This window comes from Enterobacter cloacae complex sp. P14RS (assembly GCF_014895895.1).
GTDB classification, from domain to species: Bacteria; Pseudomonadota; Gammaproteobacteria; order Enterobacterales; family Enterobacteriaceae; genus Enterobacter; species Enterobacter bugandensis.
Map to the genome: position 1 here is coordinate 46,853 of NZ_JADBQM010000005.1, position 14,294 is coordinate 61,146.

Genomic DNA, 14,294 nt, shown 5'->3' on the forward strand with positions numbered 1-14,294 from the left:
TATGATGCGACTTACCTGGTTCGTCCTTACGCTGTGTGCCGCTGTTCCCAGTGCGTTTGCCGTAACCTATACCCTGCCGCCGGAAGGCAGTCGGCTGGTGGGAACCCCGATTACCATCACCGTTCCCGAGCGCAATACGTTACCGCTTGAGGCCTTTGCTGCACAGCACGGGCTGGGGCTCAGCAATATGCTGGAAGCGAACCCGGGCGTGGATCCTTTTTTGCCCAAATCCGGCACCCGGCTGGTCATTCCTCAGCAGCTGATTTTGCCCGACACCGTGCGCGAGGGGATTGTCGTTAACGTGGCGGAAATGCGTCTCTACTATTACCCGCCGGGCAGCAATACGGTGGAAGTGTTGCCCATCGGCATCGGTCAGGCCGGGCGGGAGACTCCGCGTAACTGGGTGACGGCGGTTGAGCGCAAGCAGGAGGGACCAACCTGGTCTCCGACGCCGAACACGCGCCGTGCCTATGCGGCAGAGGGGAAAATGCTGCCCGCCTTCGTGCCCGCCGGGCCGGATAACCCGATGGGGTTGTATGCGATATATATCGGCAGGCTATATGCCATACACGGCACAAACTCCAATTTCGGCATTGGGCTGCGGGTGAGCCAGGGTTGTATTCGTCTGCGTAACAACGACATTAAATATCTTTTCGATAATGTCCCCGTGGGCACCCGCGTGCAGCTTATCGATCGGCCCGTTAAGGTGACCACGGAGCCGGACGGCAGCCGGTGGGTGGAGGTTCATGAACCGCTGTCACGTAACCGGGCGGAATTTGAATCGAGCCGGAAAGTGCCTCTGCCCATCTCCGCCGCACAGCAGACACAGTTGATAAACGAGGGGGCGGGCGCTGAACTGGAACGGCGGTCGGGGATGCCGGTTAAAATCGGCATGTAAGGGCATAGTGCGGGCTGGTGCCCTCACCCCAACCCTCTTCCACGGGAGAGGGGGAACACACTAAAAACGGCAACCCAGTTGCCGTTTTGCATTTACCTTGCGCAGAAAAGCAAAAAGCCTGCTTTAAAAGCAGGCTTTTCAAATTTGGCTCCTCTGACTGGACTCGAACCAGTGACATACGGATTAACAGTCCGCCGTTCTACCGACTGAACTACAGAGGAATCGTGTGAACGGGGCGCATATTATCGACCTGCGTTCGCCTTGTCAAAGGGTGGATCAACGCCTTTTGATCGTTTGCTGACAAAATCGGCAAAATGATGTTTTTGACAGCGGAATGCACCGTAATGGTGCGGATATACCTCTAATGGGGCAGATCGTAAACTGCTGTTTCAGTAATAAATCACCCCTCCATGATTAGGTTTCCTTATTTTCAGGCGGTTAGCGAACAATTCAGACCGCACGGTAAAAGTGGCATTCATATTGCAAAACCTGTTCAACAACGACAGCCGGTTCCGGCAATGCATTTCGAACAGGGGGCAAAATGAACTTAAGACGACTGAAATACTTCGTAAAAATCGTCGATATCGGCAGCCTGACTCAAGCGGCAGAAGTGCTGCACATCGCGCAGCCTGCGCTGAGCCAGCAGGTGGCTACTCTGGAAGGCGAGATGGATCAGCAGTTACTGATCCGCACCAAACGCGGCGTCACGCCAACGGAAGCAGGCAAGATCCTGTATACCCACGCCCGCACTATCCTGCGTCAGTGTGAACAGGCGCAGCTTGCGGTGAACAACGTGGGCCAGACCCTTAGCGGGCACGTTTCTATCGGGCTGGCGCCGGGAACGGCGGCGTCCTCTATCACCATGCCGCTTCTGCAGGCCGTGCGTGCCGAGCTGCCGGAAGTGCTGGTCTATCTGCATGAAAACAGTGGCTCTGTACTGAATGACAAGCTGCTCAACGGCCAACTGGACATGGCGGTCCTTTACGATCGCTCCCCGGTTGCCGGGATCACCAGCCAGCCGCTGCTCAAGGAAGATCTCTACCTCGTGGGCACCCGCGACTGTCCTGGCCAGAGCGTAGATCTTACCGCCGTGGCAGAGATGAACCTCTATCTGCCGCGCGACTACAGCGCCGTGCGCGTGCGTGTGGACGAAGCGTTCTCCCTGCGCCGTCTGACGGCCAAAATCATCGGCGAAATCGACTCAATCTCCACGCTGACCGCGGCCATTGCCAGCGGAATGGGCGTCACCGTACTGCCGGAATCCGCCGCGCGCTCGCTGTGCGGTGCGGCAAACGGCTGGATGGCGCGGATCACCACGCCTTCGATGAGCCTGCCGCTGTCGCTGAACATGTCCGCTCGCGGCTCGCTTTCGCCGCAGGCGCAGGCGGTAAAAGAGATTTTAATGTCGCTGGTCAGCAAGCCGTCGCTTGAGAACCGTGAGCTCCAGCTCGTAAGCTGATATTCCAGAAAAGCATAAGATGCTGGTTTTTATTATTTGTTCTGCAGCTCGGCTGACTCTAACAATAGAGCTATGTCAGATGCGCCGGAGTGAATCGTGAATTTCCAGCAACTTAAAATTATCCGTGAGGCGGCCAGGCGGGACTACAACCTGACCGAGGTCGCCAATATGCTTTATACCTCTCAGTCCGGCGTCAGCCGCCATATCCGCGAGCTGGAAGAGGAGCTGGGCATAGAGATCTTTATACGTCGCGGCAAGCGCCTGCTCGGCATGACGGAGCCGGGTAAAGCATTGCTCACCATCGCGGAGCGGATCCTCAACGAGGCCAGCAACGTGCGTCGCCTGGCGGATCTCTTCACCAACGATGCCTCGGGCGTGCTCACCATCGCCACCACCCACACCCAGGCGCGCTACAGCCTGCCGCCGGTGATCAAAGCCTTCCGCGAACTTTTCCCTGATGTCCGTCTGGAGCTTATCCAGGGCACGCCGCAGGAAATTGAAGTGCTGCTGCAAAACGGTGGGGCGGATATCGGCATCGCCAGCGAGCGCCTGAGCAACGACCCGCTGCTGGTGGCCTTTCCCTGGTTCCGCTGGTACCACAGCCTGTTACTCCCGCTCGATCATCCGTTGAATCAGGTTTCACCGCTGACGCTGGAAGCGATCGCGAAATGGCCGCTGATTACGTATCGCCAGGGCATAACCGGACGCTCGCGCATTGATGAGGCCTTCAACCGTAAAGGATTAACGCCGGACATCGTGCTGAGCGCGCAGGACTCTGACGTGATCAAAACCTACGTCGAGCTGGGGCTGGGCATTGGCCTGGTGGCGGAACAGTCCAGCGGCGAACGCGAGGACGGGAACCTGGTGCGCCTGGATACGCGGCATCTGTTTGACGCCAATACCGTATGGCTGGGCCTTAAGCGCGGGCAACTGCAGCGCAACTATGTGTGGCGCTTTATCGAGCTGTGCAATGCCGGGCTGTCGGTGGACGAGATCAAACGTCAGGTAATGGAGCCGGAAGAAGTGGCGATTGATTATCAGATTTAGGTTCGGGCTTGCCAGGTAGCGCTGCCGAATCAGGGGGGCAGGGATGTCGTCACTTATTGTAAGTTGTGGGGACATGCTGCTGCATCAACTCAACGATCCAGTCAATAAAAACGCGCAGTTTAGCGTTGACGTGGCGGTTAGGCGGGAATGCCAGGTACAGGGGCATTGGAGCAATACGCCAGCGTTCAAATAGCGGAATCAAGGCACCGCGAGCCTGATGTGCTGCCGCCATATAGACCGGCAGCGCAATCACGCCCAATCCCGCTAGTCCAGCTTCGAGGTAAGCATTGCCATCATCCACTGCAAGCACATAGCTGCCCGTAATTTCAATACGTTCACTCTCACCGTGCAGCACCAGAGGATCAATCTTACCGGTGCGTGAGGACAAGAATCCCACGATGCGATGGTCCGTGTTTTCCAGCTCTCGCGGATGCGCGGGGGCGCCAAGGCGTTCCACATAACTCGGTGCAACGTAAACACCGATTTGCAAATCGCCGACATGGCGTGCGATCAGGGACTGGTCGTTGATTTCGCCACCCCGCAGGACGCAATCCACGTTGTCGCCAATCAGATCCACCACCCGGTCACTTACGCCCATGTCGAACTGGATATCAGGGTAGCGCGCGTGAAAAGCCGGTAGCGCGGGCACCAGCACAAGGCGGGCGAGAGGAGTGGGCACATCCACCCTTAGCCGTCCCCTGGGCGTCATCGCCGCACTGGACAGGCTGTTTTCTGCATCTTCCATGTCCGCCAGCAGGCGGATGACGCGCTCGTAGTAGACCGCGCCATCGGGAGTGACGCCGAGCCTGCGGGTGGTGCGATGGAGCAGCTTGACGCGCAGGCGCGCTTCCAGCTGCTGAATAAGCTGCGTCACCGTGGTTTTGCTCATATGGAGCGTTTGGGCAGCCTTTGTGAAGCTGCCTGCCTCCACCACGCGAGCAAAGGCGCGCATCGCATCAAAACGATCCATCCCATGTCCTCTCTTTTCACCGATTGTTTGGATATTACAAACAATGATGGACAAAGTCGCCTGTTTATCCCTCTGCTTCAGCAGCTGTAAAGTCTCTTTAGGTTCACCGGGCAGAGTTCGCCCCATTACAAAGGTACAAATATGACAACACGCGAAGCCGTTTTTCCCTTCGGGCGCCAGGCGCTCTATGAGCGCAATCGCTATTCACCGGCCATCAAATCTAATGGCTTCTTGTTTGTTTCGGGGCAGGTGGGTAGCCGGGAAGATGGTTCGCCTGAAGAGGATATAAAAGCGCAGATCCGTCTGGCGTTTGATAACCTTAATGCTGTTCTCACGGCTGCGGGCTGCACGTTCGATGACGTGGTTGACGTTACCCTTTTTGTTGTCGATCCCGAGTCAAATCTCGACGCTATCTGGAGTGTCCTGCCGGAATACTGGGGGGAAGCACCTTATCCGACGCTGACCGGGATCGGCGTGACGTGGCTGTACGGATTCCAGTTTGAGATAAAGGTGATTGCCAGGCTACCCTGAGCGTTACGGATCTTTCCGACGGTCAAAAGGCAAGACAGAGGAAAATTTATGAAGGCAGCGGTTTATGACGTGGAAGGCGCTCCCGGCGTCCTGCAATATGTCGATGTTCCGGATCCGGTCGCAGGGCCTGACGATGTGCTGATTTCTGTCGAGGCTATCTCGATTGAAGGGGGAGATCTGATCAACCGACGTTCAACACCGCCGCCTTTTCCTTCATGGATCGTTGGCTAAGCGGCCGCGGGGACGGTGGTTGCCGTCGGGTCGAAAGTTTGTAGCCGCAAGGTTGGAGACAGAGTGACTGCTTTTAGCATGCAGGGATCGCATGCGGAACGTTGGGCTGTGCCTGCGGAACGAACCTGGCTTATACCAGACGGAGTGGATGCAGCAGAAGCGGCGGTGGTACCGATCTCCTTTGGAACCGCATATCACTGCCTCTTCACACGAGGCATGCTCCGGCACGGAGAAACCGTTCTGATTCAGGCAGCAGCGGGTGGCGTGGGGCTCGCGGCCGTTCAGCTTGCCTCACAAGCTGGCGCGACGGTCATCGCCGTGGCAAGCGGAACGCAGCGAAAAAACCGGTTGCTGGAACTGGGGGCCGATCATGTTGTGGATCGTGTAGAGAATAACGTCGTGGAGAGTGTCCGACAGGTCACTCGCGGCACCGGTGTTAACCTCGTCATCGATCCGGTAGGGACGACGTTGCCTGCATCGCTTTCTGCACTCGCGCCGGAAGGGCGTCTTGTTTTCGTCGGTAATGCGGGCGGTGGCAGCCTGACAGCCGATTTATGGCCGGCAATGCAGTCTAACCAGACGCTCATGGGAGTATTCATGGGCCCCCTTTTTGAAAGGCCCGAGGTTCGGGCAAGCGTGGACGAGATGCTGCAGGCTGTAGCGGCAGGGCGCATCAGGGTTGTCATTGACCGCATCTTCCCCCTGGCTAACGCCGCCGCGGCCCATGAATACGCTGAGACAGCGAAACCGCTTGGCCGTATTGTTATGAAGCCATGATGGGGGGACCTCAACCTGGCTCAGAAATTCTCCCGATGCGGAGGGGAAAATGAAAAGCAAAAAGCCTGCTTCAAAAGCAGGCTTTTTAAATTTGGCTCCTCTGACTGGACTCGAACCAGTGACATACGGATTAACAGTCCGCCGTTCTACCGACTGAACTACAGAGGAATCGTGTGAACGAGGCGCATATTATCGACCTCGGTACGCCTTGTCAAAGGGTGAAAACGCGCTTTTTGTTCGTTTGCCGACTATTTCAGCAAATCGCTGATTTTATAGTAAATTTGCTTCGAAATTACACAGCAAAATGCGCCGCCCGCAGGCGGCGCGCAGGATCAGAACAGTACGGAGTAGTTCAGACCAAAGGTACGTCCACGGCCTTTGTAGGTGTACAGGCCCGGTGCACCGTAGGTTGGGCTATACAGCCCCGGCGCGCGCTGGCCCCAGGCGGTGGTGTAGTCTTTGTCCAGCAGGTTTTCCACGCTGAAGCTGACTTTCCCCACCGGCAGGGCGTAGCTGCCCAGGAAATCGACCGTGTTATAGCCATCGATCTTCTTGCCGTCAGCGTCAGACACGTCAAAGGTCTGCGTGCTCTGCACGCGCAGGGTCCAGTCGCCCGGCGCCCAGTTGACCCATGCGCTGGCTTTCGACGGGCTGGCGCTGTCGACCGTCAGCTTCTCCCACTTCCCGTTTTCGCGGGTTTCAGACTTGATGGCGTTAAAGTTCGCGCCGGTGCTCCAGTCGCTGTCGGTGAAGAAATAGTCCACCTGGCCTTCAATCCCGTAGATACGACGCTTGTCGTCTTCCAGGTTGATGGTCATATCCGTCTTGTTGATGGTGATGGTTTTATCCGAGAGCGAGTAATACGCCGCGACCTGCGTGCGCAGGTTGTCACCGGTGAAGCGCCAGCCCAGCTCGTAGGCGTTGACCTTGATGCCGTCCAGCGTTGAGTCGTTGACGTTTACGCTGTTCAGCAGGCGATAGTGGCCGTTGCTGAGTTGGTAGGTGCCGGAGCCGTAGTACTTCGCCAGGTCAGGAATTTCAAAGCCCTGGGAGAAGTTAAACCACAGCTGCTGCTGTTCGGTCAGACGACCGAGGATCCCGGCGTTAAACAGGAAGTTGTTGTAATCGGTTTTCCCGCCCGGCACCGCGTCGGCGGAGGTGGCTTTCCCGGTGGCGATGGCTTGCTGCTGGGCGTAGCCAACAAAATCATCCACCTTGTTTTCGGTGTACTGGTAGCGCACGCCGCCGCTCAGGGTGATGGCGTCAATGTCATAGCTCGCCTGCAGGAACGGAGCGAGGTTGGTGATGCTGTAGCCCGGATAACGGCCCACGTTGTAGGCGTTGTCCAGCTCCATGCCGCCGCTCGCCGCCGCTTTGCTCAGGTCAAAGAACTGCTGGTTGGCATCGAACGTTTCGTGGTCGGCATCAACACCCCAGGTCAGCGTCAAATCGTCCACCGGCTTGCTGTTCAGCGTCAGCTTGCCGCCGTAAAAATCGGTTTTCTGCTGCGACGCGCCGATGCTGCTCACCACGCCTTTGGTCAGGGTCGGGAACGGGTAGTAGGTCAGGCTCTCGTCACGGTAGTAAATCTGCGCGACCAGATCCTGGCCCCAGAAATCAGTATTGGAGTACTGCAGGTTAATCAGATGGCGCTCGGTGCCCGGCACGCGGTCAGAGTCGAGATTATCCTTGTTGTACGCGGTGGCATCGCCCGTTACCGCCGAGAAGTTCTTCCCGAGATACAGCCCATGCTTGCCGTCGGATTCGCTCTTGTAGTACTGGGTAGTGAGCTGCAGCTGCTGGTGATCGTCGATGTTGAGGGTGCCTGTTCCCATCACATCAATACGGTCGGAATACTGGAGGCCGGTCTGGGTGTTATCGATGATCACCTCATCGCCGTTGCCGTCATACCAGCCGCCGTAGCGCTGATACGACACCGACAGACGACCGGAGGCGTTGTCGTTGCCGCCGCTGACCGCAGCCGACACGTTCTCATCGTGGTCGTTGTGGCTGTTAAACCCGCTTTTTGCTCCGGTCTGGAACTCAACTTCGGTCTCCGGCTGGCCCTTTTTGGTGACGATGTTCACCAGGCCGCCGGTGCTTCCGCCGCCGTAGAGTGACGTGGCGCCGGAGATGACTTCGATGCGGTCAATGTTGAACGGGTCGATGGAGTCGAGCTGGCGGCTGTCGCTGCGGGACGAGTTCAGGCGCACGCCGTCCACCATCACCATCATGGAGCGGCCGCGCAGGTTCATGCCGTAGTTGGTACGCCCCTGGCTGCTGACGTCCATACCCGGGATCAGCTGCGCCAGCACCTCTTTAATCTCTTTCCCGCCCTGAACCTGCTGCTCGATCTCAGAGCGTTCAATGACCCAGGTGGTCTGCGCCATCTCGGCCACGCTGCGGTGCGCGCGGCTGGCAGAGACCACGATATTTTCTTCCTTTTGTTCTTCCGCCCACGCAGAGGTAGAAAGCATTGCAAGCAAGCAAGGATTTAAAACCCAAAGATGAGAACGTTTCATTGTTATGTTGATCCTGATTGTGTGTGTCAGTACTCAGTGGTTTTTGCTAACGATTTAAAAACCTGGCTGCTCTCCGGGCTGGTGGTGCTCCGCCAGTGGATAACGCCAGGGGTGCTGGCCAGTTCAAACGGCTCGTCGGCATGTGCGCGATTCAGAATTCGCGCCGCGCGCCAGGCCATCAGGCTGAGCTGGGGTTCGGCAATGCCGAGACGGTGCATCCCGGCGTTCACGGCGAACAGGCGGTTGCTCTGCGGACCGTCCCATTCGAGGGTGAAATCGTTGTTAATGCAGAACGCTTCGTCCGCATCAAGATGCAGGCGGTGAGACAGCGGCGCGAGGAACGCGGGCTGCACGGCGCGGTAGCCGGTGGCGAAAATCACCACGTCGCTCTCCAGCTGCTCATGGCCGCCGTCGAGGTGATGCTGAATGCTCAGGCGATGTCCGGTTTCCTGACGCGTCAGGGCCGTCACCGAACGGGACGGCATCAGGTGCGCCCAGGGTTTTTCACGCAGCACTTCGAAGCGGTGGTACATGGCGCGGTAAATCGCCAGCAGGGACTCGGTGGTGATGCCGTCGGAGGTCATCTTCTGCTCGTGCAGCATCTGACGACGCGCCTCTTCACCGAGCGTGGAGAAGCTGTCCACATACTCCGGCGTGAAATACTCGTTAGCAAAGGCGGCTTCATCCAGCGCGTTGTAGTTATTGCGGCGCGAGACCCAGTTCAGGTTCAGCGGCTGGCCCCACTCGCCGCGGAAAATATTCAGGAACAGGTCGGCACCGCTCTGGCCGCCGCCGACGACGGTGACGCGCTTGCCGGCGAGGTCCGGCGTGCGCAGCATCATCTCGCTGGCGTGGAAGCAGGTATCGTCCTGCGCCGTGACGCAGTCAGGCAGGTTGATCTGTTTGCCAATCCCCACGCAGACGTGGCGCGCCAGGAAGCGGTCGCGCTGGGTCACCACCTCAAACAGGCCGTTTTTCTCATCAAAGCTCACCTGCTGCACCTGCTGGCTGAAGGCGAGATTGGTGAGGTTGTCCGCCGCCCAGCACAGGTAGTCCGCAAACTCTTCGCGGGAAACCGTGCGCTGCTCGGTGGTCAGGAAGCGGTAGAACTTTTTGCGCTGCACCAGGTAGTTCAGAAAGCTGTGGCGGTTGGTCGGCTCCACGGCGCTGACCAGATCCTTCAGGAAGCTGGTCTGCATGTGGCAGTCCGGCACCATCATGCCCGGGTGCCACGAGAAGTGCGGTTTACGCTCAAGGAACAGCGAGCTAAAGCCGTCCAGACCTTCTGCGAGGGCGGCGACGCTGAGGTTAAACGGGCCAATACCAATGCCGATGAAATCATAGGTTTTCATTGCGCGGACTCCCGGGAGGCCAGAAAAAGAGGGTTATCAAGATCGGTGACGTAGTTCGGCAGCATGCGGCTGCCGCCGTCGTGTTCGGAGAAGGTCAGTTTGACCGGGTTAAGGATCACGCGAATAATCTGCGGCTTAAACAGATCGAATTTCGCAAAGCGCTCCGCAAGCTCCGGATGCGCGGCCATATAGCGGTGCAGCACCCCGGCGAGGATCTGATAGAAGCGGTTTTCGCTCACGCCACTTTGCAGCGTGAGGCGTGAAATAAAGCGCAGCACCGTCACAAAGTTGCCGGTTTGCAGGTCGTGGATGATGTAATCCGCGCTCAGGCGCGCCGTCACCGCTTTTACCTGCTCCGGCAGGCTCTGCGCCTGCGGGAAATCCTCGTCCACCAGGCGCATATCGCCCTGGAAATCCTTCAGCAGGATCCGCTGCGGGACGTAGTCCTTCATCACCAGCGTCACGTTCTGGCCGTGGGCAATCAGCGCCACGCCGTAGCGGCAGAGCAGGTGGTAGAACGGGATCACCGTTGCCTCAAACAGCTTTTCCAGCCACGCTTCGGCGGTTAACCCCGAGCGCGTGATCCACGCGTCGATCAGCGGACGCCCGGCGTTGTCGGTTTCCATTAGCGCCGCCATCAGCACCGCCTGTTCGCCGTCCTGTAAATAGCAGGATGGGTTCTCGCGCCAGATCACGCCCAGCATCTCCTGATAGCGGTAGGGCGCTTTCGGCAGCGCCGCGTAGCCCGGATGCGACAGATACCCGGCGGCGGGTTCGCCCAGCACCTGCGCGCCAGAGCGGGCAAGCGTGGCGTCAGCGGCGAACTGCTGCTGCAGCCAGCGCGAAGCCAGAGGCCCGGCGGCAATGTACTTGCCCGGAATGCCGCGATAGCAGGAGGTGTTGTAGATGGTCAGCGGCAGCTTGATGTCATACGGCGCGCGGCGGCTGGCGTTGGTGAGCGTGCGCAGGGACTGCTGGGCCAGGTACTCATCGCCAAACTCGCCCAGCTCAACCATTTCACCGCGCGCCAGCTGCGCAAGAAAATGAATGGCAATTTTTTGCTGCCACTGCCACGGGTGCAGCGGCACGGGCAGCCAGCCGTCGTCGAGACCCAGCGCCTGCCAGCGAGCGTCAAACCGGGCGCGCTCGGCATCGTCCATGGTGCTGGCCAGCAGAGCGTGAATGTCGCAATCGGCGTCGCTGCTCCAGACCAGATGTTCACGCTGAACGGCGACCCAGTGCAGGCGGAAGCGCCCGCGGTATTCCGGCGCGTACTGGCGCAGCGCGTCCAGACCCCAGCCGCGGCGGCCTTTGTTGAAAATAAACTTCGGGTGGCCGCTCATCAGACACTGTAATTCGTCCGGGTCGAGGTGGATCAGCGCGTCCGCGTCCAGCGCTTCACGCGCCTGCAGCAGCTGCATGTCGCCGCGCAGCGTGGCGTAGAGATCTTCCATGTGCTCCGCCGTTTGCGCGTCGCTCATCTCCAGCACCGTCGCCAGCTGCAGCAGCGCGCTTTCCGCTTCCACGGCGGCGCCGCTGGCGGTGGTCAGGCTGTCCGGATCGATATGCAGCCAGCCCCAGATCCCGCGCGCGGCGCGAAACTGCCAGGACTCGTTGCCCATGGCGATGCGCCAGCCGTCCGATGAAACCGGCTCAGCGCGCAGGGTGCGTTCGTATTCCAGCTCCGCGAGGATCTTCGCCACCATCTCGCGGTTCACTTTCTGCCAGAGCGCGTTCACAGGCCCACCTCGCTGAAGAAGCGGTGACGCTGGCTCATGATGAGGCGCGAGCGCTTGTGCGGGAAGTCGAACTCTTTCACCGTGTCGAAACCGGCGGAGGCCAGATGGCGGAACAGGCGCTGGTTGTCGAAGCGCGGCTCGGCCACGATGCGCGCGGTGCGCGGTTCATCGAGATACAGATAGTGGCTCAGGCCGCGCAGCCAGCTGCGGATATACTGCGCGCCGCGCCAGTTTTCTTCGCCCACCAGCATGTGCAGCCCGCGGTCAAACGGCTGCCAGCGGTAGTGGCGGCCAATGCGGTCTTCTGCCGCCCAGTAGAGTTCAAAATAGCCAAACGGCTGGTCGTCGAAGCAGCCGATAACCGGGTAGCAGTAGGTCGAGTCAAGCTGACGGCGCAGATAGTTTTCCTGCTCGGCCTGCGGGCCCGCCATCTCCCAGAAGGCGTTCACGCGCGGGTTATTCATCCATTGAGTGAAACGTTCGCCGTCCAGCGCCACGTCCGCCACGCGGAAGCTCAAAGTGCGCTTGATTTGCGGATCGTAACGGCGATAGACCTCGCCCTGCGGGCGACGAGGACGCAGCGGGAAGTACAGCTGGCGGCTCTCATCAAACTGCATCCCGCCGCTTGCCTGCGGACGTTCGCCTTGCAGCCACAGCGGCAGCTGCCAGAAGGTTTCTCGCGCCAGATAATCCCCGTGGGCCTGGCTAAACAGCGCCTGCGCCTGGGGTTCATCCTGCCAGTCCGCCCACGGCAGGGTAATGCCGGTCAGGGCCGGCGCGGCAACAAACAGCTGATCGAGGGCTTCCACCAGCCAGCCGGCCGGGATCCCGGTCAGGCGCTCCAGCACCGCGCTGCCGTCAAGACCCAGCGTCAGCGGCAGGTTTTGTTCCGTTGCGGTGCAGCGAAAGCCGTAGCCGGAATGGACGATATTCGCGATGGCCATCACGCCTTCTCCTTGTAAAACGGGTTGCTAAAGTCGAAATAGATCACCGCCGGATCGACGATGGTGTTCTCATTGCGATCGTGCAGGTAGCAGAAGAAGTTGCCTTTGCAGTTCCAGGTCGGGCTGTCGAGCACGTAGTCGAGGCAGCGGGTCTGCTTCGCCGTCGTGCGCAGCCCGGCCAGCGCGTCACGCACGCGGGACATCAGGTGCTCTTCGCTGTCGAAACCGGCGGCGGCGAGAGCGGCGGTGACCGCAAGGGTGGAGTTCAGCAGCAGGTAATAAGGGAAGTAGCGCAGCAGCTGGCTTTCACCGAAGCGGTTTTCCACGTCGGTTTCGCCCGCCTCTTTCAGCCACGCGTCGGCCCCTTCGGTCCAGGCGCTGCCCTGGCAGTCGCGGTAGATCAGCCCGACGGGGAAATCCTGCTGCATCTCAACGAGGATATTTTGCTGGTGTGCCAGCAGCACCAGACCGTAGTCCGCCTCGGCGCTGAACAGCGGAAGCAACACGCGGTCGCAGTAGGCGTCCAGCCAGCAGCGGGCGGCCTGGGCGAGCGGTAAATCCAGACGCTGGCTAAGACGGCGTACCGCTGCGGCCAGCAGGCTGTCGCCGCCGTCAGGCGCGGCCTGCGTCAGGCTGACCAGCACGTTGGTCTGGGTGTCTGGCGTATCGAACAGCAGGTTAACGCGCAGGGCCATCAGGCTCTCTTCCTGAACGACGCCGTTTTCATCACGCAGTCCCGCCCAGCCGTCTTCCTGCATCACGCGCATGGTCGGGTAGCGGGCCTGTAAATTTTGCCAGCGTTCTGTTTTCGCCAGCCGCGCCAGGCGCATACCGCGCTTAACCTCTTTGACCGACAGCGTGCGCACGGAGTTGGTCAGGCGCACGCTGAGGGAGAATTTAATCATGTCGCTGTTGGTTTCGCTGTACAACGAGCGTGAGGAGCTGGTGGGCAGCCACTGTGCGCCCGCTTCACCCAGATCCTGTAATGAACCGTTTGCCGCCAGACGCTGACACCAGTCCTGCTCCAGCAGATAGTCGGCCTGCCACGGATGCATCGGCAGCAGCCAGCGGGTGTCGGTGAAGTGGCCGAGCAGATCGGGCGCGCTCTGGGCGGCGAAGCGCAGCAGACGCTCGCGCAGGGAGACGTTCAGGCTGTCGCCGGCAACGAGCGTGCTCTCAACGGCAAACCAGCGCAGCGGGAAGCGGGAGCCGAAATCCGGCAGATACCGGCGCGCCTCGGTTTCGTTGAACGGCTCGTGGGATTTTGGCGCAGGGTGAAACGCGTGGCCCACCAGCAGCGCCTGTTCCGCTTCGGCAAACGTCAGCGGCTTGTCGCGCAGCGTTGCCCAGCCGTGGCGCAAATCAATCGCCTGCCAGGTATGGGTATGGCTTTCCAGCGCGCGCTGTTTAAAACGCGTCAGCGTATCGGCATCCAGTGAGCCTTTAACTGAGGGTTTTTCAAGAATTAAATCAATCAGTTGAGTGAAAGTGACGGCGTCACCTCTGTCGCTATCGCTCTGAATAAGCGTTGCCGGGAAACGGTACTGATGATGCTGGGTTGGGGAGAAATAGCGTACCGGAACCCGAAGGGCCTGGGAGGAAGAGAGTGGAATATGAATGTGCGCTAACTCATCCGCTGCGGCTGCAGGGAGATAGCGCCAGTCCTTCGTTTCGCGTAACAGGGCGTTTAAAAAACACTGGGCTGCAACGTCTGTACCGGCAGAGCGGGGCAGAGCACGCATAGATGTACCTCATTCCATGACTGATAATAATTCTCGTTATGATATTCATTCTGTTTACAGTGGCAACTATTTTTGCAATATT

12 protein-coding genes and 2 tRNA genes are annotated in these 14,294 nt (G+C 59.4%); 6 read left to right on the forward strand and 8 right to left on the reverse strand.

Going from position 1 to position 14,294, the window contains the following annotated elements:
- The first annotated feature begins 1 nt into the window (after window position 1).
- Window positions 2-898: a L,D-transpeptidase gene (gene ldtA, locus IM295_RS03895; protein ID WP_193066250.1), complete on the forward strand. Its 897-nt coding sequence runs from the start codon at window positions 2-4 to the stop codon at window positions 896-898.
- Window positions 899-1,043: 145 nt separating this feature from the next.
- Here the strand turns inward: ldtA and IM295_RS03900 are convergent.
- A tRNA-Asn gene (locus tag IM295_RS03900) sits at window positions 1,044-1,119 on the reverse strand.
- Window positions 1,120-1,439: 320 nt separating this feature from the next.
- Between IM295_RS03900 and nac the strand changes: the two genes are divergently transcribed.
- Window positions 1,440-2,357, forward strand: a complete 918-nt coding sequence (gene nac, locus IM295_RS03905) for a nitrogen assimilation transcriptional regulator NAC (RefSeq protein WP_028013742.1) — start codon at window positions 1,440-1,442, stop codon at window positions 2,355-2,357.
- 96 nt (window positions 2,358-2,453) lie between these two features.
- Window positions 2,454-3,404 carry an HTH-type transcriptional regulator Cbl gene (gene cbl, locus IM295_RS03910; protein ID WP_048998856.1) on the forward strand — a complete coding sequence of 317 codons (951 nt, stop codon included), beginning with the start codon at window positions 2,454-2,456 and terminating at the stop codon, window positions 3,402-3,404.
- 49 nt (window positions 3,405-3,453) lie between these two features.
- Here the strand turns inward: cbl and IM295_RS03915 are convergent, their stop codons facing one another.
- Entirely contained in the window at window positions 3,454-4,374 is a 921-nt protein-coding gene (locus IM295_RS03915; protein ID WP_193066251.1) for a LysR family transcriptional regulator, read from the reverse strand.
- A gap of 141 nt (window positions 4,375-4,515) precedes the next feature.
- Here IM295_RS03915 and IM295_RS03920 point away from each other — a divergent pair, with 141 nt between their 5' ends.
- From IM295_RS03920 to IM295_RS23000, 3 genes are all read left to right on the forward strand, one after another.
- Window positions 4,516-4,905 carry a RidA family protein gene (locus IM295_RS03920; protein ID WP_041909204.1) on the forward strand — a complete coding sequence of 130 codons (390 nt, stop codon included), beginning with the start codon at window positions 4,516-4,518 and terminating at the stop codon, window positions 4,903-4,905.
- 48 nt (window positions 4,906-4,953) lie between these two features.
- Complete coding sequence (locus IM295_RS22995) at window positions 4,954-5,136, forward strand: hypothetical protein (RefSeq protein WP_226859415.1); 183 nt, start codon at window positions 4,954-4,956, stop codon at window positions 5,134-5,136.
- 216 nt (window positions 5,137-5,352) lie between these two features.
- Window positions 5,353-5,913, forward strand: a complete 561-nt coding sequence (locus IM295_RS23000) for a zinc-binding alcohol dehydrogenase family protein (RefSeq protein ID WP_226839592.1) — start codon at window positions 5,353-5,355, stop codon at window positions 5,911-5,913.
- Window positions 5,914-6,005: 92 nt separating this feature from the next.
- Here IM295_RS23000 and IM295_RS03930 read toward each other — a convergent pair.
- From IM295_RS03930 to IM295_RS03955, 6 genes are all read right to left on the reverse strand, one after another.
- Window positions 6,006-6,081: transfer RNA gene (locus IM295_RS03930), tRNA-Asn, on the reverse strand.
- A 164-nt stretch (window positions 6,082-6,245) separates the two neighbouring features.
- Window positions 6,246-8,435: a TonB-dependent siderophore receptor gene (locus tag IM295_RS03935; RefSeq protein ID WP_028013734.1), complete on the reverse strand. Its 2,190-nt coding sequence runs from the start codon at window positions 8,433-8,435 to the stop codon at window positions 6,246-6,248.
- A 26-nt stretch (window positions 8,436-8,461) separates the two neighbouring features.
- Window positions 8,462-9,787 (reverse strand): lysine N(6)-hydroxylase/L-ornithine N(5)-oxygenase family protein, encoded by a 1,326-nt coding sequence (locus IM295_RS03940; protein ID WP_193066252.1) that lies wholly within the window; start codon window positions 9,785-9,787, stop codon window positions 8,462-8,464.
- Window positions 9,784-11,526: an aerobactin synthase IucC gene (gene iucC / locus IM295_RS03945; protein WP_367117861.1), complete on the reverse strand. Its 1,743-nt coding sequence runs from the start codon at window positions 11,524-11,526 to the stop codon at window positions 9,784-9,786. Before iucC ends, IM295_RS03940 begins: the two co-directional genes overlap by 4 nt.
- Window positions 11,523-12,470 carry a GNAT family N-acetyltransferase gene (locus tag IM295_RS03950; protein ID WP_028013731.1) on the reverse strand — a complete coding sequence of 316 codons (948 nt, stop codon included), beginning with the start codon at window positions 12,468-12,470 and terminating at the stop codon, window positions 11,523-11,525. Before IM295_RS03950 ends, iucC begins: the two co-directional genes overlap by 4 nt.
- On the reverse strand, window positions 12,470-14,212 hold the full coding sequence (locus tag IM295_RS03955; RefSeq protein ID WP_193066253.1) for an IucA/IucC family siderophore biosynthesis protein: 1,743 nt from the start codon (window positions 14,210-14,212) through the stop codon (window positions 12,470-12,472). The genes IM295_RS03950 and IM295_RS03955 overlap by 1 nt, the downstream gene beginning before the upstream one ends.
- Window positions 14,213-14,294: the final 82 nt, after the last annotated feature.